We start from the raw sequence: 18,068 nt of genomic DNA on the forward strand, positions 1-18,068 counted from the left end.
CTCTAGCCGCTTGCGGCCCTTCGGCAACGAAAATTGCTGGGCAAGGCGGCGGTGCGGGCGCCAGCTTGCCAGGTGAGGGGGCGGCGTCTATTGGCTGAAAGATGATCAAAAGAATGTCATATGCCGGCCACGCCAAGGCCATCGCGCTGTTGGGGCTGCCGTTGATCGGCGGCAATCTGGCGCAATTCGCCATCGGCATGACCGATAGCGTGATGCTGGGCTGGTACGGGGTCGAGGCGCTGGCGGCAGTGACATTGGCCAATAGCTATTATTTCGTCATCTATCTGACCGGCGCCGGCTTTGGCTGGGCGGTGATGCCAATGGTCGCCGCCGCCAATGGCGAGGGCGACGATGTCAGCGCGCGGCGCTCGGCGCGGATGGGGCTGTGGCTGTCCTGGCTGTTCGCGGCCGCCGCGATGCCGGCGCTCTGGTGGGCTGAGCCGATCCTGCGCGCGATGGGGCAGCAGGCCGAGGTTTCGGCCGATGCAGCGCACTATCTGCGGATCTCCGGCTGGGGGCTGTTCCCGGCACTCTTGCTGGTGGTGCTGAAATCCTATCTGGCGGCGATGGAGCGGACGCAGATCGTGCTCTGGATCACGGTGCTGGCGGCGCTGACCAATGCGGCGGCGAATTACGTCTTCATCTTCGGCCACTTCGGGGCGCCGGAACTCGGGGTACGCGGGGCGGCGCTGGCCTCTGTGATCACCCAGATCATCGCGCTGGTGGCGGTGGTGGCCTATGTGCTGCGGGCCTTGCCCGAACATGAGCTGTTCCGACGCTTCTGGCGCCCGGATTGGGAGATGTTCGCCCGGGTCTTCCGCCTTGGGGTGCCGATCGGGCTGACCAGCCTCAGCGAGGTGACGCTGTTCACCGCATCGTCGTTGATGATGGGCTGGCTGGGCATCGTACCGCTGGCGGCCCATGGGATCGCGCTGCAGCTCGCCTCGGCCACCTTCATGGTGCACATGGGGCTGAGCAATGCGGCGACCGTCCGGGTTGGCAATGCCTATGGCCGTGGTGATCGCGCGCATATGATGCGCGGGGCGCTGGTGGTGACGGTGATGTCGCTGGGGCTGGCGCTGCTGGCGAGCGCGGCTTTCCTGATCTGGCCCGAGGCATTGATTTCGCTTTTCCTCGACCCGGCCGATCCGGAGCGGGCGCAGATTCTGTCGATCGGGGTCGGGCTGCTGGCGGCGGCGGCGCTGTTCCAACTGGTCGACGGCGGCCAGGTGGTGGCGCTGGGGCTGTTGCACGGGGTGCAGGACATGACCATGCCGATGGTGATCGCGGCGCTGTCCTACTGGGTGGTCGGGCTGCCGTGTTCCTATCTGCTGGGCTTCACCTTCGGCTTCGGCGGCATCGGCATCTGGCTTGGGCTGGTGCTGGGGCTGGCCTGTGCGGCGGTGCTGCTGATGGCGCGGTTCTGGCGGCTCGGGCTCGGGCAGGGGGGCTCGGTCCAGACCTGACAGACGGCACAGGACGAGAGGGGCTGGTGGCCCATCGTCGTCTGTAAGTCTCTGCAATATGAAGAGTTTTGGAGCGGGCGAAGAGATTCGAACTCTCGACCCCAACCTTGGCAAGGTTGTGCTCTACCCCTGAGCTACGCCCGCATCCTTGGGTAGGTCTTTGTTACTCTCTGGAGCGGGCGAAGAGATTCGAACTCTCGACCCCAACCTTGGCAAGGTTGTGCTCTACCCCTGAGCTACGCCCGCGTCCTTGAGTGAGGCGTGAGATATAAATATCCAGCCGGGGCTGCAAGTGGAAAATGCATGGGGCGGGAGGATTTTTCTGTCTTGGCGCGGACCTGTGCCGGAGGGGGGAACGATCGGTCAGGCGCCGGGGCGAAGCGGGGCCGGAATGGGTTCGAGAAACTGCCGCTGGTTCTTGCAGTGACGCATCGCCATCGTCCTGGCCTCCTTCCCGCTGATCAGCGCGCGGGCGGGGTGTTGGGGGTTGTCCGTCCTGCTGGCAAGCTCCGGGAACAGCAGGAAAATCTCTTCACGCGCTTCCGGCGGCACGCTCCTCAGCGCCTCGGGGCCGGTATAGAACGATTCGCTCAATGCGCCGTTGGCGGTGACGATCTGATGATCATCGAACAGGATATGATAATAGGTCACCTCGCCTGTTTCGTCGGCGACCTCGACCCCGGGGGCTCCGATCAGGTGCTTGGCGGCGACCAGAACCTCGGGGCTGTCGAACATCCGGGCCGAGATGCGCGAGGACACCAGCATCCGGTGCTGTGGTGAGACCAGCAGATCCTCGCGCGGGGTGCGGGGACCGAGCGCGCCGGCGGCGATCCGGATCGGTCTCAGCTGGGGGTAGAGGGCCAGCTCCTCGGCGCTCAGACGGCGCGACAGGATCATGCGGATCGGCTTCGGTCCGTTGTCCAGCGTCGTCACGCGGTGACCGCGTTCCAGATCCTCGACCGGAATTTCGCCGTGCAGGGTGGCGATCAGCGTGCCCTTGGCAAAGCAGGGAGGCGGCGGCGGAGGGGCGCGCATCTCTTGCCCGTCCTCTCCCGAACCGCGCAGGATGGTCAGCCGGGTGTCCTCCGGCGGCCAGGCGCCGTCGAAAGTATAGCCGATCACCGTGCTGCCGGAGTAGGGGTTGTTGGGGTCGCTGTCGACGCTTACCGCCACCAGGCGGTATTTGTTGCCGCTCTGATCTACGGCCCAGAGTTCATATTCATCCTCGATCCGCAGCCCCGAGGAATAGGTGGTTCCATCGACGGTGACGCTGTCACTGATCACCTGGCTGTGCGGCGGGAAGTGGCCGCCGCTCCACCAGGGATTGGCGGGATCGTCCTGCAGCCTGTCGTCGGCGTCGTTGACGCCGACGGTGACCAGATCGCTGTTGGAATAGGTGAACTTATAGCTGCCCCAGTCCCAGCCGCTGCCGCTGCCATATTGGATCTGGAAATCGCTGGGTTGAGGACCGATGAAATTGAGGCCCGACAGGGGAATGAGCTGAAGCGAATAGGTAGACATGGAACCGACCTTCTGGCGCTGCTGCTTTTCCCCGTGATGCCGCGAGTTCGGGGCTGGTTCTGTCTATGGGGGCCTGAAGTCGTTACTTTTCACTTGCTTGGGTCGGGGAAAGTCAGGCGAATTTTGTCTATTCAGGCTTCGGAACGATCGTCGGAACCGTGTTGGCGAAGACGTTTCTCCGCCGGGAAAGCGCCCAGGGTACGTAATCTAACTATTTGATTGTAAGTGAAAAAAAATATTTTCCGTCGGATCGGTTGCCATATCGCGGCGGGACCGATGCGGCTTGGGCCCCGGGGCCGCGTGCGCGGCGGCGGGGCTGAAAAGATATCAAATGTTATCTAAATTCCGACAGCTCGCGGCGGCTGACGGCCATCGCCGTCCCGCACCAGAGGCGCGAGACGGCGGGCAGGGGGTTATTCCAGCTCGATCAGCAAATCCTTGGCGTCAATCTGGGTGCCGGGCTGGACGTGCAGCGCCTTGATGGTGGCATCGCGTTCGGCATGCAGGCCGGTTTCCATCTTCATCGCCTCGATCGTCAGCAGCAGATCGCCTTCCTTGACCTGTTGGCCGACCTGCACCGCGACGGTGGCGACGACGCCCGGCATCGGCGCGCCGATGTGATTGCCATTGCCCTGCTCCGCCTTGGGGCGGGCGACCTTGGCAGCTTTCACCAGACGGTTCGGCACCCGGATGGTGCGCGGCTGGCCGTTCAGTTCGAAGAAGACCTTCACCTCGCCGTTCTCATCGGTCTCGCCCACCGCCTGGCAGCGGATTTCCAGCGTCTTGCCGGGGTCGATCTCGGCCGAGATCTCCTCGCCCGGCTCCATGCCATAGAAGAAGGTCTTGGTCGGCAGGGTCCGCACCGGGCCATACATCCGGTGCCGGCCCATGTAATCGAGGAAGACCTTGGGATACATCAGATATCCCATCAGATCCTCGTCATCGATGTGCTTGCCTTCCAGCTCGGCCTTCAGCTTGGCGCGGGTCTCGTCGAGATCGACGGCGGGCAGATGCTTGCCCGGGCGTTCGGTATTGGGCACCTCGTCCTTCAGCACCTTCTTCAGGATCACCTCGGGAAAGCCCTGCGGCGGTTGGCCCAGATTGCCGCGCATCATGTCGATCACCGAATCCGGGAAGCTGACCTCGACGGCCGGATCCTCGACCTGGGCGCGGGTCAGACCCTGGCTCACCATCATCAGCGCCATGTCGCCCACCACCTTGGACGAGGGCGTGACCTTGACGATATCGCCGAACATCATGTTCACATCGGCATAGGTCTTGGCGACCTCGTGCCAGCGGTCCTCCAGCCCGAGGCTGCGGGCCTGGGCCTTGAGGTTGGTGAACTGGCCGCCCGGCATCTCGTGCAGATAGACCTCGGAGGCCGGCGCCTGCAGGCCGGATTCGAAGGCGGCGTATTGGCCGCGCACCGCTTCGAAGTAATCGCTGATCTCGCGGATCGCGTCGATGTCGAGCCCGGTGTCGCGATCGGTGTGGCGCAGCGCCTCGACCACAGACCCCAGCGTCGCCTGGCTGGTGTTGCCCGAGAAGCTGTCCATCGCGCAATCGACCGCATCCACCCCGGCCTCTGCCGCCGCCAGGATCGAGGCGATGGCGACACCGGCGGTGTCATGGGTGTGATAGTGGATCGGCAGCCCGACCTCCTGCTTCAGCGCGCGCACCAGCGCCTTGGCCGAGGCCGGCTTCATCAGCCCGGCCATGTCCTTCAGCCCCAGCACATGGGCGCCGGCGGCCTCAAGCTCTTTGGCCATGCCGATGTAGTATTTCAGATCGTATTTCGACCGATCCGGATCGAGCAGGTCACCAGTATAGCAGATGGTGCCTTCGCAGATCTTGTTCTGCTCGATCACCGCATCCATGGCGACGCGCATGTTCTCGACCCAGTTCAGGCTGTCGAAGACGCGGAAGACGTCGATGTTCTGCGCCGCTTCCTTGACGAAGGCCTGCACCACGTTGTCGGGATAGTTGGTATAGCCGACGCCGTTGGAGCCCCTCAGCAGCATCTGCGTCATCAGGTTCGGCAGCGCCTCGCGCAGGTCGCGCAGCCGCTGCCAGGGGCATTCCTGCAAGAAGCGATAGGCGACATCGAAGGTCGCGCCGCCCCAGCATTCGACCGAGAGGAGTTGCGGCAGGTTGGCGGCATAGGCGGGGGCGACCCGGATCATGTCGATCGACCGCATCCGGGTTGCCAGCAGCGACTGATGCCCGTCGCGCATGGTGGTATCGGTGATCAGCAACTGCTGTTGCGCCCGCATCCAGTCGGCCACCGCCTTGGGGCCCTTGTGCTCCAGCAGGTTGCGGGTGCCCATCTGCGGCTCGGCCTTCTTGGTCGGCGGCTTCGGCAGCTTCAGCCCCGCCACCGGCAGCGGCCGGTCCTTGGTCTCGGGGTGACCGTTCACCGTGATATCGGCGATATAGGTCAGCACCTTGGTGCCGCGGTCCTGCCGTTTCGGAAAATGGAACAGCGCCGGCGTGTCGTCGATGAACTTGGTGGTATAGGTGTTGTTCAGGAACACCGGGTGTTTCAGCAGGTTCTCGACAAAGGCGATATTGGTGTTCACCCCGCGGATGCGGAATTCGCGCAGCGCGCGGTCCATCCGGGCGATGGCCTTCTGCGGCGTCTGGGCGTGGGCGGTGACCTTGACCAGCAGCGAATCGTAATACCGCGTGATCACGCCCCCGGCGTAAGCCGTGCCGCCATCCAGCCGGATGCCCATGCCGGTGGCGGTGCGATAGGCGCTGATGCGGCCATAGTCGGGGATGAAGTTGTTCTGCGGATCCTCGGTGGTGATCCGGGTCTGCAGCGCGTGGCCGTTCAGCCGGATATCGTCCTGGCTGGCCTTGCCGGTGGCCTCGGCGATGGTCTTGCCCTCGGCGATCAGGATCTGCGCCTGCACGATGTCGATGCCGGTGACCTCTTCGGTCACCGTGTGCTCGACCTGAACGCGCGGGTTCACCTCGATGAAATAGAACTGCTCCGTCTCCATATCCATCAGGAATTCGACGGTGCCGGCGCATTCGTAATTGACGTGCTTGCAGATGCGATAACCCAGATCGCAGATCTCGGCCCGCTGCGCCTCGGTCAGATAGGGGGCGGGGGCGCGTTCGACGACCTTCTGGTTGCGGCGCTGGACCGAACAGTCGCGCTCGTAGAGATGATACATGCCGCCATGCTTGTCGCCGAGGATCTGAACCTCGACATGGCGGGCGCGGGTGATCATCTTTTCAAGGTAACCCTCGCCATTGCCAAAGGCGGCTTCGGCCTCGCGTCGGCCTTCCATCACCTTCTCGGGCAGTTCCTTGGCGTTCAGGATCGGCCGCATGCCACGGCCGCCGCCGCCCCAGGAGGCCTTGAGCATCAGCGGAAAGCCGATCTCCTCGGCCTCCTTGACGATGACCTCCATATCGTCGCCCAGCACTTCCGTCGCCGGGATCACCGGCACGCCGGCAGCGACGGCGACCTTGCGGGCGCTGGCCTTGTCGCCAAGCGCGCGCATGGTGTCGGCCTTCGGCCCGATGAAGGTGATGCCGGCCTTTTCGCAGGCCTCGACGAAATCCGGGTTCTCGGACAACAGCCCATAGCCGGGGTGGATGGCATCCGCCCCGCTTTCGCGGGCGACGCGGATGATCTCCTCGATCGACAGGTAGGCGGCAACCGGCCCCATGCCTTCGCCGATCTTATAGGCCTCGTCCGCCTTGAACCGATGCAGGCTGAGCTTGTCCTCCTCCGCATAGATGGCGACGGTCTTCTTGCCCATCTCGTTGGCGGCACGCATCACCCGGATGGCGATTTCGCCCCGGTTTGCGATCAGGATCTTGCGGAAGTCGGACATGGTCACCTCTGTTGGTCTTTAGGGTGTTGCCGCGGTGCAGCGTGATTTGCTGCAAAGGCGTAGCGGCGTTTTCCCGGTGTGACCAGCATGGTTGCGCTATCGGTCTGTCATCAATTTGTCATTGGGTGCGGCAGGGCCGGCAGCGGGATGGCCGGCGGCAGATCACCCAGGCGCTCCATGCCCAATTGCCCCATATTTGCCACCAGATCGCGGCGCAGCACCTCGATCAGATGCGCCGGGCCCTTGGCGCCGAGGGCGCCCAGCGCATAGTGGAACGGCCGCGCCATCATCACGAAATCGGCGCCCAGTGCGCGGGCGCGCAGGATGTCGAGCGCGCTTTCGGCACCACTGTCGAAGATCAGCGGCAGTCGGGTGGCGGCGCGAATCCGCGGCAGCGCCTCGATCGAGGAGGGGGCGCCGTCGAACTGCCGGCCGGCATGGTTCGAGACCCAGAGCGCATCGACACCGATCCGCTCCAGCGGGTCGGCATCCTCGGGACGCAGCACGCCCTTGATCAGCAGGGGCCCCTGCCAGTGATCGCGCAGCCATTTCACATAGCTCATGTCCGGCGAGGTGCGCAGCAGATAGCCGACATGCGCGGTCGAGGACAGCGCGCCGCTGGCCGCCTGCACGTATTTGTCCAACATCCGCATATGCGGCATGCCGCGGCGGGCCATCCCCAGCGCCCAGGCCGGCCGCATCGCCACCTGCGCCAGCAGCCGCGGGGTCAGTTTCGGCGGTTGGGTCAGCCCGGATCGGGTCTGCCGTTCGCGGCGCGAGGCGACCGGAACGTCGACCGTCAGAATCAGCGCCTTGAACCCCGCGTCGCGCACGCGGTTCAGCATATCGGCGCGGATGCCTTCATCCTTCGGCGGATAAAGCTGGAACCAGCCGTGATCGCCCAGATGTGGCGCCAGATCCTCGGGGCATTGGCTCGCCACGGTGGAGAGCGAATAGGGAATGCCGGCTTCGGCCGCGGCTCTGGCCAGATGGCCTTCGGCATCGGGCCAGATCAGCCCCGACATCCCCACCGGCGAGATGCCGAAGGGCAGTGGAAAGTCCTGTCCCAGGAAGCGCGTGCCCAGATCCGGGGTTTGCGGCCCGTGCAGGATCGAGGGCAGGAAGCCCACGGCGTCGAGCGCGGTGCGGTTGCGGGTCTTTGTGGCCTCGGTGCCGGTGCCGCTGTCGAGGTACTCCCAGACGAATTTCGGCAACCGCTGGCGGGCGCGGCGTTTCAGGTCGGGAACGCTTGGGTATGTGCTGTGCAGGTCCATGGTGGGATTTGTCGCCAAACAGGTGCGATTGTCCAGTCTGCGACATTGCGGCTGGGCGTGGGTAAGCTATCTTGGCGATATGGATGATCTTTCCCGATTTCACGACGCGCAGCAGGATGCCTGGCCCCAAGCCCTGGCCGAACTGCAGGCGGGAGCCAAGAGCAGCCACTGGATGTGGTTCATCTTTCCGCAGTTGCGTGGGCTCGGCCGGTCGGCCACCGCGCGGCGCTATGGCCTTGCCAATCTGGCCGAGGCCAGGGCCTATCTCGCCGATCCGGTGCTGGGGGCGCGGCTGCAACAGGCGGCACGGGCGATGCTGGATCATCCCGAGCGCAGCGCCCAGGCGATTCTGGGCCCGGTGGACGCGGTCAAGCTGCGCTCCTGCGCGACGCTGTTCGAGGCGGCGGGCGGCGGTCCGGTCTTTGCCGAGCTGCTGGAGACCTTCTATGACGGGAGTCGCTGCGGTGCGACGCGGGACCTGTTGCGAAGCGGCGGTCTATAGCGTCACGCTACTCAGGGCGTCATAAATACGTTACATTGGCATCATGTTCCGATGCCTCGCCCCGTTGGCCCTGATCGTCGCGCTTGGCGCGGGGGCTTCCGTGCGGGCGGCCTCGCCCCTGGCCGAGGTGATCTGCGAACCGACCGACAAGATGCACGACCGGCTGGAGCGGCGGATGCGCCTCAGCCGCACCGCCAGCGGCATCCGCGACCAGGATCAGGTGATCGAATTGTGGTCCGCGCAGAACGGTGCGTGGGCGCTGGTGGCGACCTATGCGACTGGAATATCTTGTCTTTTGGCAATGGGGGAAAATTGGCAGACCTTCATGCCGAAGGTCGCCGCAGAGCCCGGACCCGGAGGCTAGGGGAAACGCCCGCCCCGACAAGGGGGCAGGGGCGGGCGAGACTTAAAGGGGGGAATGCTTACAACGCTTTCAAATCCCCGGCCATTTGGCGGCCGTCGCGTCCGTCCAGAAGTTCGTAGGAAACTTTCTGATTGTCGGCCAGCCCCGTCATCCCGGAGCGCTCAACGGCCGAGATGTGGACGAACACATCCTTGCCGCCTTCATCCGGCGCGATGAAGCCATAGCCTTTGGTGGTATTGAACCATTTCACGGTGCCAGTCGGCATCTCCCGTGTCTCCTTCTGACTTGCTCTTGGCCCCGCGCATCCTCGCAGGCGCGGGGGCGTGACCGATTGCACAGATGACCGGCTCAAGATCGTCGAAGGCGGCGTCTGATCAGCGGCAACGCAGAAAAAGGATCGCATGGAACCCATAAAAATCAAGGAAAAGGGGATGCAGCGGCCCAGGATGCCGGATATTTGCGCAAGAGGCGTTCATCGGGCAACGGAGACAGAGATGATCCTTTACGGGCTAAAGACCTGCGACACCTGCCGAAAGGCGCTGAAATCCCTGCCGGGAGCGGAGTTCGTCGATGTCCGCGCCGACGGCATGCCGGCCGAGGTGCTGGAGACGGCGCTGGCGCAGTTCGGCGCGGCGCTGGTCAATACCCGCTCGACCACCTGGCGGGAGCTGTCCGAGGCGGAGCGCACGCGCGCCCCGCTCGACCTTCTGCGCGCCCACCCGACGCTGATGAAACGGCCGCTGGTCGTCGACGGCGACGGGCAGATGCACCTGGGCTGGACGGCGGAAACCCGCGCGGCCCTTGGCGCCGCCTGAGCCGATACCTATCTGCCAATCGTCAAGGAGACCAAGACAATGCGCAATGCTGCCCTGGTACTGGGTCTGATCGGCGGGATCGTCGGGATGATCGTGGGCTTTTTCAGCTATGGCTATACCGTGGCGATCGACCACTTCGGCCAAGTCGACGGGTTTTTCGAACAGGTGGCGAATGTGGACGTGATCCGCACCGCCTCGCTGTTGTCGCCGCTGCTGGCGATCGCCGGCGGCGCCATGGCTCGGGCCCGGGCGTTGCTGGGCGGTCTGCTGATGCTGATTTCGGCCGGGGGCATGTATTACGCCTTCGGTTTCAACGTCTTCACCATGTTCCCGATCGCCTTCATCGGCTTGGGCGGGGTGCTGGCGCTGGCCGCCGGTAAGCCGGACGAGCCGAAGGCGCATTTCTAGGGCAACTCGGCCCCGATGATCGCGCCGCCCTGCAACAGCAGGGTGAAGAGGGCGGTGAGGTCGAAGTTTTCCACCTCTGCCCGCGCGCGCTCCTCTGCCGCGCCCAGCGGGGCCCCCTGCAGCAGCGCCGCGACGAAGCCCGCGCCGCCCGGCGGCAAGAGCTGGGGGAGCGGGTCATAGGTGGGGCGGGTGATCAGCACATCCTGTGCCACGGCCGCCGGGGCAGGGGCGTCCGCCTCGGTATTGAAACGCCAGATGTCGAGGATCGGCCAGGGCGAGCGCAGGAGTTGCAGCGCCGGGGCAAGGTCGAGGCGCGCCTCGGCCAATCGTTCGGGCGGCAGGGCGGCGAGTTGCTCCACCGGCAGGGGCGTGGCATCGGCGGCGTGATAGGCGCGGCGCAGCGCCAGCTCCAGCCGGGCCACGTCGCCGAGATAGCCCAGATCGGCAAGCTGCGGCTGCTGCTCAAGAAATTCGGGAAAGCCCTCGCCGTAGAGCATCAGCAGCGGCGACACCGGCGGGCAGGCGCGCAGGAAGCGGCGGGCGAGCCCGTTCATGTTGTCGTCCCCGAGCAGGCGGGTGATCACCGGAAACCCGCTGCGGAGCGCGTCGATCAGGCCGACGGTGACGGTGTTGCGATGGATGGCGAAGCGGCCGGGGCGGTCGAACAGCCCCTCGGGCAGCGGCGAGGTTGGATCGAGCAGGGCGCGGGCGAGCCGCTCGTCGCGGGCGCTCATCGCGGCAGGCTTTCCAGGGCGCGTGCGGCGCGGGCCGCTTCGGCCGCGAGCACCGGCCAGTCGGGGATATCATTGTCCCATTCGATCAACACCGGGCGCGGGCCGCTGTGGGCGAGCGTATAATCGAGCAGCGCCCAGACCGGATCGGCGACCGGCGACCCGTGATCGTCGATCAACACCGGGGCGCCTTGATCGTCCTGCTGCGCCTCATGGCCGCCAAGGTGAATCTCTCCCACCCGCTCCAGCGGCAGGGCATCGACATAGGCCTGCGGCGAGAATCCGAGGTTCCAGGCCGAGACGAAGACATTGTTGATATCGAGCAGCAACCCGCAGCCCGTGCGGCGGCAAAGCTCGGCCAGAAAATCCGGTTCTTCCCAGGTGCTTTCAACGAAACTGACATAGCTTGAGGGGTTTTCCAGCAACATCCGCCGCCCCAGCGTCTCTTGCATCTGGTCGATATGCTCGACCAGCCGGGCCAGGGTCGCATCGGTATAGGCCAGCGGCAGGAGATCGTTCAGAAAGGCGCCCGCATGGCTGGACCAGGCGAGATGTTCGGAAAAGCTGGCGGGGGTCAGCCAGTCGCAGAGATGTTTCAGCCGGGCCAGATGGTCGGGATCGAGCGGGGCGGCGCCGCCCAGACTGGCCCCGACCCCGTGCACCGAGATGGGGAAGCGTTCCGCCAGATGGCGCAATTGCGCCAGTGGCCGGCCGCCGGCGCCCATGTAGTTCTCGGCGTGGATCTCAAGCCAGCGCACCGCCCCCGGGGCGGCGCAGAGATCGGCGAAATGCTGCGGCTTGAACCCCACCCCCGCCGCATCGGGCAGGCAGAGCGCGGCCACGGCGCCGGTCATCAGGAAGGCATATCGCGATTCAGCGGCTTCAGCGCACCCTGACGCGGGGTGCCGTCCGCCATCGGCGGCAGCGAGATGTCCTTGCAGGTGCCGACGTTGACGAGTTTCCAGGCATTGCCCTGATAATCCACGGTCGAACTGCCGGCGCAGGTGGTGCCGGGACCGGCGGCGCAATCATTCTGCCCGGCCAGCGAGACGCCAAAGCATTTCTCTTTGGTTTGGGCCTGCGCATCGGACCCAAGAGTTGCGCTGAGTGCCGCGCTGAGGGCGCCAGCGATGGCCAGCGATTTGACGGCTTGGGACATGCGGTTTTCCTCCGTTTGGATGATTTATCGCGAGTGTCGCAGGAAAATCGGCGGCTGTCGCGGGGAATAGGGGGGATTTTGCGCCCTCTCCCAAGGCACCGGCCCTTTCGGGCCGATGCAGAGAGCGGGAATGCTTGCGGTTACAGCAGATCGGGCGGCGTTGCCGCCTTCGACAGCTCAGCCGCGATCTCGACCAGGGTTGCCATGCTGGTCTCCTTTTCGCCCAGCCGACGGACCGAGACGGTGCGATCCTCGACCTCGCGGGCGCCAACGGCGAGAATCACCGGCACCTTGCCCAGCGAATGTTCGCGGACCTTGTAGTTGATCTTCTCGTTGCGGATATCCGCCTCGGCGCGGATCCCGCCGGCCTTCAGCAGGGCCACAACCTCGCGCACGTAATCGTCGGCCTCCGAGGTGATCGAGGCGACCACCACCTGACGCGGCGCCAGCCAGAACGGCAGCTTGCCGGCGTGTTCCTCGATCAGGATGCCGATAAAGCGTTCGAACGAGCCCAGGACCGCCCGGTGCAGCATGATCGGGCGGTGCTTGGCGCCGTCCTGACCGATGTAATTCGCATCCAGCCGTTCCGGCAGGTTGGGGTCGACCTGCAGGGTGCCGCATTGCCATTGCCGTCCGATCGCATCGGTCAGCACGAATTCCAGCTTCGGACCATAGAAGGCGCCTTCACCCTCCTGGATCTCGTAATCATAGCCGGCCTTCTTGCAGGCGTTGCCCAGCGATTCCTCGGCGTGATCCCAGCTTTCCTCGGTGCCGATCCGCTTTTCGGGGCGGGTCGACAGCTTGATGCTCCAGTCGTGGAAGCCGAGGTGCGCATAGATACCGGCGAGAAATTCGATGAATTTCTTCGTTTCGCCCTCGATATCCTTCTCTTCGCAGAAGATATGCGCGTCGTCCTGGGTAAAGCCACGCACCCGCATGATCCCGTGCAGCGCGCCCGAGGGCTCATAGCGGTTGCACGACCCGAACTCGGCGATCCTGAGCGGCAGGTCGCGATAGGATTTCAGGCCCTGGTTGAACACCTGCACGTGGCAGGGGCAGTTCATCGGCTTCAGCGCGTTGATGGTCTTCTCGCGCGCGTGGTCCTCGTCGACTTCGACGATGAACATGTTCTCCTGATAGTTCTCCCAGTGGCCCGAGGCCTCCCAGAGCTTGCGGTTCACCACCTGCGGCGTGTTCACCTCGACATAGCCGTCGCGTTCCTGCTGGCGGCGCATGTAATCCTGCAGCGTGGTGTAGATCTTCCAGCCGTTCGGATGCCAGAACACCTGGCCCGGCGCCTCTTCCTGCATGTGGAACAGGTCCATCTCGCGGCCCAGCTTGCGGTGGTCGCGCTTGGCGGCCTCCTCCAGCATGGTCAGGTAAGCCTTGAGCTTTTCCTTGTTCTGGAAGGCCACGCCATAGATGCGCTGCAGCATCGGCCGGTTGCTGTCGCCACGCCAATAGGCGCCGGCCACATGGGTCAGCTTGAAGGCATCGCCCGGCACCTGGCCGGTGTTCTGCAGGTGCGGGCCGCGGCAGAGATCCTGCCAATGGCCGTGCCAGTACATGCGCAGCGGCTCATTGCCGGGGATCGCCTCCACCAGCTCGACCTTATAGGGCTCGTTATTGGCCTGATAATATTCGATCGCGCGGGCGCGTTCCCAGATCTCGGTCGTCACCGGGTCGCGGCGGTTGATGATCTCTTTCATCTTCTTTTCGATCTGGCCGAGATCTTCGGGGGTGAAGGGTTCGGCGCGATCAAAGTCATAATACCAGCCGTTGTCGATCACCGGGCCGATGGTGACCTTGGTGGCGGGCCAGATCTCCTGCACGGCGCGGGCCATGATATGGGCCAGGTCGTGACGGATCAGCTCCAGCGCCGGGGCCTCGTCCTTCATCGTGTTGATGGCGATGTCGGCATCGCGATCCAGCGGCCACTGCAGATCCCAGTGCTTGCCATCGACCATGGCGCTGATCGCCTTCTTGGCGAGCGAGGTTGAGATATCGGCTGCGACCTCTGCCGGCGTGATGCCTGCGTCATAGGATCGTTGGTTGCCATCGGGGAAAGTGAGAGAAATCTGGGCCATGATCTGGCAGCTCCTCGTCGGTTTGGCGCCCACGGAACGCCCGGTTGCGGGTTATTTGGTGTGGCGTTGATGTGGCAGGGGCGAGGGGCCAAGTCAAGCCGGGTGCGGCATTGCGGCATGGTGCGGGCGGGCGCGCGCCGTGACGGATGTGGTGCCGCGATCGGAAGGGGGTGGGCCGGCCGGGGTCCGGGGGCGGCGCCCCGGGGGGTCACGAGGCTGCGGCCTGGTTCGCCCGATCCGGCACGAAACGCTGCAGGCAACTGGCGATGTCATCGAATTTGCAGGGTTTTTCGACACAGCCATCCATACCGGCGCGAGCATAGCTGTCCTTCTGATCGGCCATCACATTGGCCGAGAGCGCCACGATCGGCGTGTGCTTGTTCGGTCCGGAGCCGGCGCGGATTTCCTCGGCCGCCTCAATCCCGGTCTTGCGCGGCATCTGGATGTCCATGAAGATCAGGTCGAATTCCTCGCGCGCGGCGGAGGTGATGGCCTCGACCCCGTCGGCCACCACCTCAGGGGTCACGCCGAGTCGCGCCAGGAACTTGCGGGCGATGAACTGATTGGTCTTGTTGTCTTCCACCAGCAGCACGCGGGCATGATCGAACCGCGCCCCCGAGCGGGAGGCCGACACCTGCACCTGTTCGATCGGACGCTCGCCCTCGATCAGCGGGAAGGTGAACCAGAAGGTGCTGCCATGGCCGAGCTGGCTGCTCACCCCGGTTTCCCCGCCGTGGAGCGTGGCGAGTTGGCGGGCGATGGAGAGCCCAAGCCCGGTGCCGCCATAGAGCCGCGCGGTCGAATTCTCCGCCTGCTCGAATTGGTTGAAGACGCGTTGCGCGGCCTCGTGGGTCAGCCCGATGCCTTCGTCGATCACCGCCACCTTCAGCATCTGGGTTCCGGGCAGGCGGGTCATCCTTACCTCCACCTTGCCGTGATCCGAGAATTTCACCGCATTGCCCACGTAGTTCATCACGATCTGCGCCAGCCGGTTGGGATCGCCCACCAGATAGCGCGGCACATCCTCGCCATAGCTCGCCACCAGCTTGATGCCCTTCTCATCGGCCTGGGAGGAGAGGGCGGAGAACACATTGGTCACCAGATCCTCGCGCCGGAACACCCGTTTCTCCAGCGTCAGCCCGTGTTCGATGATGCGCGAGAAGTCGAGGATGTCATTGACGATGCGCAGCAGCGTCTGGCCGGATTTCTCGGCAGTGTGCAGCAGTTCGCGCTGTTCCTCGTTCTGCGGGTGATCGGCCAGCAGTTGCACGGCGCCGATGATCCCGTTCAGGGGGGTGCGGATCTCGTGGCTGACATTGGCCAGGAAAAACGATTTGGCCCTGTTGGCGGCTTGCGCCTCCTGCCTGAGTTTTTCGAGGTGTTCGGTGGTCTTCTCGATTTCCTTCATGAAAAGATAGGTGCCGGCGCTGGTCACCGCCATGACGTTGGTCAGGATCAAGGCGATCCAGTGGGGCACCGTCAGCGTGCCGAGGACAAGGACATTGACGATCGCCAGCGTGCACAGCAGCGCCCCCATGCGGGTGCCGAACAGCAGGGTGATCAGCGCCGGCATGGCCGAGAGATAGATCGCCGCGGCCCACAGGTGCCCCTCGGGCGACAGAGCCTGGAGGTTGACGGTGAAGAAGACCATGGCAAGCAGGAACCATGTTGCCAGCCGGGTGTTGCGCCCCCGCGCGATCATGATCGGCGGGAAGAGGAAAGCCAGGGTGCTCCACAGGCTCCACTGCGCCCGCAGGGGGGAGACGGAATACAGGATGTCATAGGCGGCGACGCTGTCGAACAGGTTGGCGCAGACCGCCAGAAGGGAAACCCAGGTCACGAAGCGCCGTCGCGCGGTGCCGAGCCGATCCTCCGGATCGAGTGGAGGCCATACGAAATCCACCAGAAAACTTGTCATACCCTGCAACACCTTCGGCAACTGAGCCATGCAACACCAGGAGAATCACCTTTGCTCCACCATGCAGCCTTAGGGTTGACCAATCGTTAGCTCTGCCAAAGCGGGGCTTTGGATTGTGCTCAGACTTGAAGGCGGCGCGTCAGACGGGTAAACGCCGAGCTGGAAAAGCAAGGGGTTCTTCATGTCGATCGACGAAAGCACCGCCGCCCGCGTGGCGAAGCTCGCCCGGATCCGGGTCGAGGAGGATGCGCTGCCTGCACTGGCTGCGGAATTCAACACCATCCTCGGGTTCATCGAGCAGCTCAACGAAGTGGATGTCGCAGGGGTGGAGCCGATGACCTCGGTCACGCCGATGCGGCTGAAACGGCGACAGGATGCGGTGACCGACGGCAACCAGCAGGACAAGGTGCTGGCCAACGCCCCCGACGCGCGCGAGGGGTTTTTCGCGGTGCCCAAGGTGGTGGAGTAAGACATGAGCGATCTGAACAAGCTGGGCCTGGCCGAGGCGCGCGACGCGCTGCGCAAGGGCGATGTCACCTCGGTCGAACTGACCGAGGCCTGCCTGAAGGCGATCGAAGGGGCGGATGCCCTGAACGCCTTCGTGCACAAGACCCCCGAAATCGCGCTGGAGCGCGCCAAGGCCGCCGATCAGCGCCTGAAGGGCAGCGAAGAGGCGCCCGCCATGTGCGGCCTGCCGATCGGCATCAAGGATCTGTTCTGCACCAAGGGGGTGCCGAGCCAGGCCGCCAGCCGCATTCTCGAAGGCTTCCTGCCGCCCTATGAATCGACCGTGTCGCAGAACCTCGCCGATGCCGGCGCGGTGATGCTGGGCAAGCTCAACATGGACGAATTCGCCATGGGCTCGTCGAACGAGACCTCGGCCTATGGCAATGTGATCAGCCCCTGGCGGCGTGGCAATGACGAAACCGCGCTGACGCCCGGTGGCTCCTCCGGTGGCTCTGCCGCTGCCGTGGCGGCCGATCTCTGCCTGGCGGCCACCGGCACCGATACCGGCGGCTCGATCCGCCAGCCGGCGGCCTTCACCGGCACCGTGGGCATCAAGCCGACCTACGGGCGCTGCTCGCGCTGGGGCATCGTCGCCTTCGCTTCCTCGCTCGATCAGGCCGGGCCGATGACCAAATCGGTGCGCGATGCCGCCATCATGCTGGGCGCCATGGCCGGGCACGACCCGAAGGATTCGACCTCGGCCGATATCCAGGTGCCGGATTTCGAGGCGATGCTGACCGGCGACATCCGCGGCAAGAAGATCGGTATCCCGCAAGAATACCGCATGGACGGCATGCCGGCCGAGATCGAAAAGCTCTGGGCCGATGGTGCCGCGATGCTGAAGGATGCCGGCGCCGAGATCGTCGATATCTCGCTGCCGCACACCAAATACGCGCTGCCCGCCTATTATGTGATCGCCCCGGCCGAAGCCTCGTCGAACCTCGCCCGCTATGACGGGGTGCGCTATGGCCATCGCGCCAAGCTCGCCGCCGGCGACGGCATCACCGAGATGTACGAGAAGACCCGCGCCGAAGGCTTCGGCGCCGAGGTGCAGCGTCGGGTGATGATCGGCACCTATGTGCTCTCCGCCGGCTTCTACGACGCCTATTACAACCGCGCCCGCAAGGTTCGCACCTTGATCAAGCAGGATTTTGAGGCGGCCTTCGCCAAGGGCGTCGACGCCATCCTGACGCCGGCCACCCCCTCGGCCGCCTTCGGTCTGGGCGAGATGGCGGATACCGATCCGGTCAAGATGTACCTCAACGACGTCTTCACGGTGACGGTGAACCTCGCCGGTCTGCCGGGCGTCGCGGTGCCGACGGGCATCGACGCGCAGGGTCTGCCGCTGGGGCTGCAACTGATCGGCCGGCCGTGGGAGGAGGGTGATCTGCTGAACACCGCCTATGCACTGGAACAATCGGCGGGCTTTGTGGCCAAACCGGCGAAATGGTGGTAAGACCCGGTT

The 18,068-nt window shown here is 64.8% G+C and carries 16 protein-coding genes and 2 tRNA genes; 7 read left to right on the forward strand and 11 right to left on the reverse strand.

The features are described from left to right. Window positions 1-113: 113 nt before the first annotated feature. Window positions 114-1,466 (forward strand): MATE family efflux transporter, encoded by a 1,353-nt coding sequence (locus ACN0V4_RS14395; protein WP_417677271.1) that lies wholly within the window; start codon window positions 114-116, stop codon window positions 1,464-1,466. Between the two features lie 69 nt (window positions 1,467-1,535). Here ACN0V4_RS14395 and ACN0V4_RS14400 read toward each other — a convergent pair. The 5 genes from ACN0V4_RS14400 to ACN0V4_RS14420 form a co-directional block, all read right to left on the reverse strand. Further along, a tRNA-Gly gene (locus tag ACN0V4_RS14400) sits at window positions 1,536-1,610 on the reverse strand. Between the two features lie 27 nt (window positions 1,611-1,637). Next, window positions 1,638-1,712, reverse strand: a tRNA-Gly gene (locus ACN0V4_RS14405). Window positions 1,713-1,829: 117 nt separating this feature from the next. Next, window positions 1,830-2,987, reverse strand: coding sequence for a Hint domain-containing protein (locus ACN0V4_RS14410; protein WP_417677273.1), 1,158 nt, complete (start codon window positions 2,985-2,987; stop codon window positions 1,830-1,832). Between the two features lie 413 nt (window positions 2,988-3,400). Next, entirely contained in the window at window positions 3,401-6,838 is a 3,438-nt protein-coding gene (locus ACN0V4_RS14415) for a pyruvate carboxylase (RefSeq protein WP_417677603.1), read from the reverse strand. A 110-nt stretch (window positions 6,839-6,948) separates the two neighbouring features. Further along, window positions 6,949-8,112, reverse strand: a complete 1,164-nt coding sequence (locus ACN0V4_RS14420) for an alpha-hydroxy acid oxidase (protein ID WP_417677275.1) — start codon at window positions 8,110-8,112, stop codon at window positions 6,949-6,951. A gap of 79 nt (window positions 8,113-8,191) precedes the next feature. Between ACN0V4_RS14420 and ACN0V4_RS14425 the strand changes: the two genes are divergently transcribed. Together ACN0V4_RS14425 and ACN0V4_RS14430 are read left to right on the forward strand one after the other, a co-directional pair. Beyond that, on the forward strand, window positions 8,192-8,614 hold the full coding sequence (locus ACN0V4_RS14425; RefSeq protein WP_417677277.1) for a DUF1810 domain-containing protein: 423 nt from the start codon (window positions 8,192-8,194) through the stop codon (window positions 8,612-8,614). Window positions 8,615-8,678: 64 nt separating this feature from the next. After that, on the forward strand, window positions 8,679-8,978 hold the full coding sequence (locus ACN0V4_RS14430; RefSeq protein WP_417677279.1) for a hypothetical protein: 300 nt from the start codon (window positions 8,679-8,681) through the stop codon (window positions 8,976-8,978). Between the two features lie 58 nt (window positions 8,979-9,036). Here ACN0V4_RS14430 and ACN0V4_RS14435 read toward each other — a convergent pair whose 3' ends face one another. Then, a complete protein-coding gene (locus tag ACN0V4_RS14435) occupies window positions 9,037-9,243 on the reverse strand; it encodes a cold-shock protein (RefSeq protein ID WP_417677281.1) in 207 nt (68 codons plus the stop codon). A gap of 229 nt (window positions 9,244-9,472) precedes the next feature. Here ACN0V4_RS14435 and ACN0V4_RS14440 point away from each other — a divergent pair, with 229 nt between their 5' ends. Together ACN0V4_RS14440 and ACN0V4_RS14445 are read left to right on the forward strand one after the other, a co-directional pair. Then, complete coding sequence (locus ACN0V4_RS14440; protein ID WP_417677283.1) at window positions 9,473-9,793, forward strand: arsenate reductase family protein; 321 nt, start codon at window positions 9,473-9,475, stop codon at window positions 9,791-9,793. A 39-nt stretch (window positions 9,794-9,832) separates the two neighbouring features. Then, the gene (locus tag ACN0V4_RS14445) at window positions 9,833-10,201 is read left to right on the forward strand and encodes a hypothetical protein (RefSeq protein WP_417677285.1); all 369 of its coding nucleotides are present in this window, start codon (window positions 9,833-9,835) and stop codon (window positions 10,199-10,201) included. On the opposite strand, the gene ACN0V4_RS14450 is transcribed toward ACN0V4_RS14445, so the two are convergent. The 5 genes from ACN0V4_RS14450 to ACN0V4_RS14470 form a co-directional block, all read right to left on the reverse strand. Next, on the reverse strand, window positions 10,198-10,935 hold the full coding sequence (locus ACN0V4_RS14450; protein ID WP_417677287.1) for a putative DNA-binding domain-containing protein: 738 nt from the start codon (window positions 10,933-10,935) through the stop codon (window positions 10,198-10,200). The genes ACN0V4_RS14445 and ACN0V4_RS14450 overlap by 4 nt on opposite strands. Then, the gene (locus ACN0V4_RS14455; protein ID WP_417677289.1) at window positions 10,932-11,786 is read right to left on the reverse strand and encodes a DUF692 domain-containing protein; all 855 of its coding nucleotides are present in this window, start codon (window positions 11,784-11,786) and stop codon (window positions 10,932-10,934) included. Before ACN0V4_RS14455 ends, ACN0V4_RS14450 begins: the two co-directional genes overlap by 4 nt. Further along, the gene (locus ACN0V4_RS14460) at window positions 11,786-12,091 is read right to left on the reverse strand and encodes a DUF2282 domain-containing protein (RefSeq protein ID WP_417677291.1); all 306 of its coding nucleotides are present in this window, start codon (window positions 12,089-12,091) and stop codon (window positions 11,786-11,788) included. Before ACN0V4_RS14460 ends, ACN0V4_RS14455 begins: the two co-directional genes overlap by 1 nt. 140 nt (window positions 12,092-12,231) lie before the next feature. Then, window positions 12,232-14,178 carry a threonine--tRNA ligase gene (thrS, locus tag ACN0V4_RS14465; protein ID WP_417677293.1) on the reverse strand — a complete coding sequence of 649 codons (1,947 nt, stop codon included), beginning with the start codon at window positions 14,176-14,178 and terminating at the stop codon, window positions 12,232-12,234. A gap of 208 nt (window positions 14,179-14,386) precedes the next feature. After that, a complete protein-coding gene (locus ACN0V4_RS14470) occupies window positions 14,387-16,096 on the reverse strand; it encodes an ATP-binding protein (RefSeq protein ID WP_417677295.1) in 1,710 nt (569 codons plus the stop codon). A gap of 181 nt (window positions 16,097-16,277) precedes the next feature. Between ACN0V4_RS14470 and gatC the strand changes: the two genes are divergently transcribed. Both gatC and gatA read left to right on the forward strand, forming a co-directional pair. After that, window positions 16,278-16,565: an Asp-tRNA(Asn)/Glu-tRNA(Gln) amidotransferase subunit GatC gene (gene gatC, locus ACN0V4_RS14475; protein ID WP_417677297.1), complete on the forward strand. Its 288-nt coding sequence runs from the start codon at window positions 16,278-16,280 to the stop codon at window positions 16,563-16,565. A 3-nt stretch (window positions 16,566-16,568) separates the two neighbouring features. Next, window positions 16,569-18,059 (forward strand): Asp-tRNA(Asn)/Glu-tRNA(Gln) amidotransferase subunit GatA, encoded by a 1,491-nt coding sequence (gene gatA, locus ACN0V4_RS14480; protein ID WP_417677299.1) that lies wholly within the window; start codon window positions 16,569-16,571, stop codon window positions 18,057-18,059. Window positions 18,060-18,068: the final 9 nt, after the last annotated feature.

It is taken from the genome of Pseudodonghicola sp., from assembly GCF_048268305.1.
Lineage (GTDB): Bacteria > Pseudomonadota > Alphaproteobacteria > Rhodobacterales > Rhodobacteraceae > Pseudodonghicola.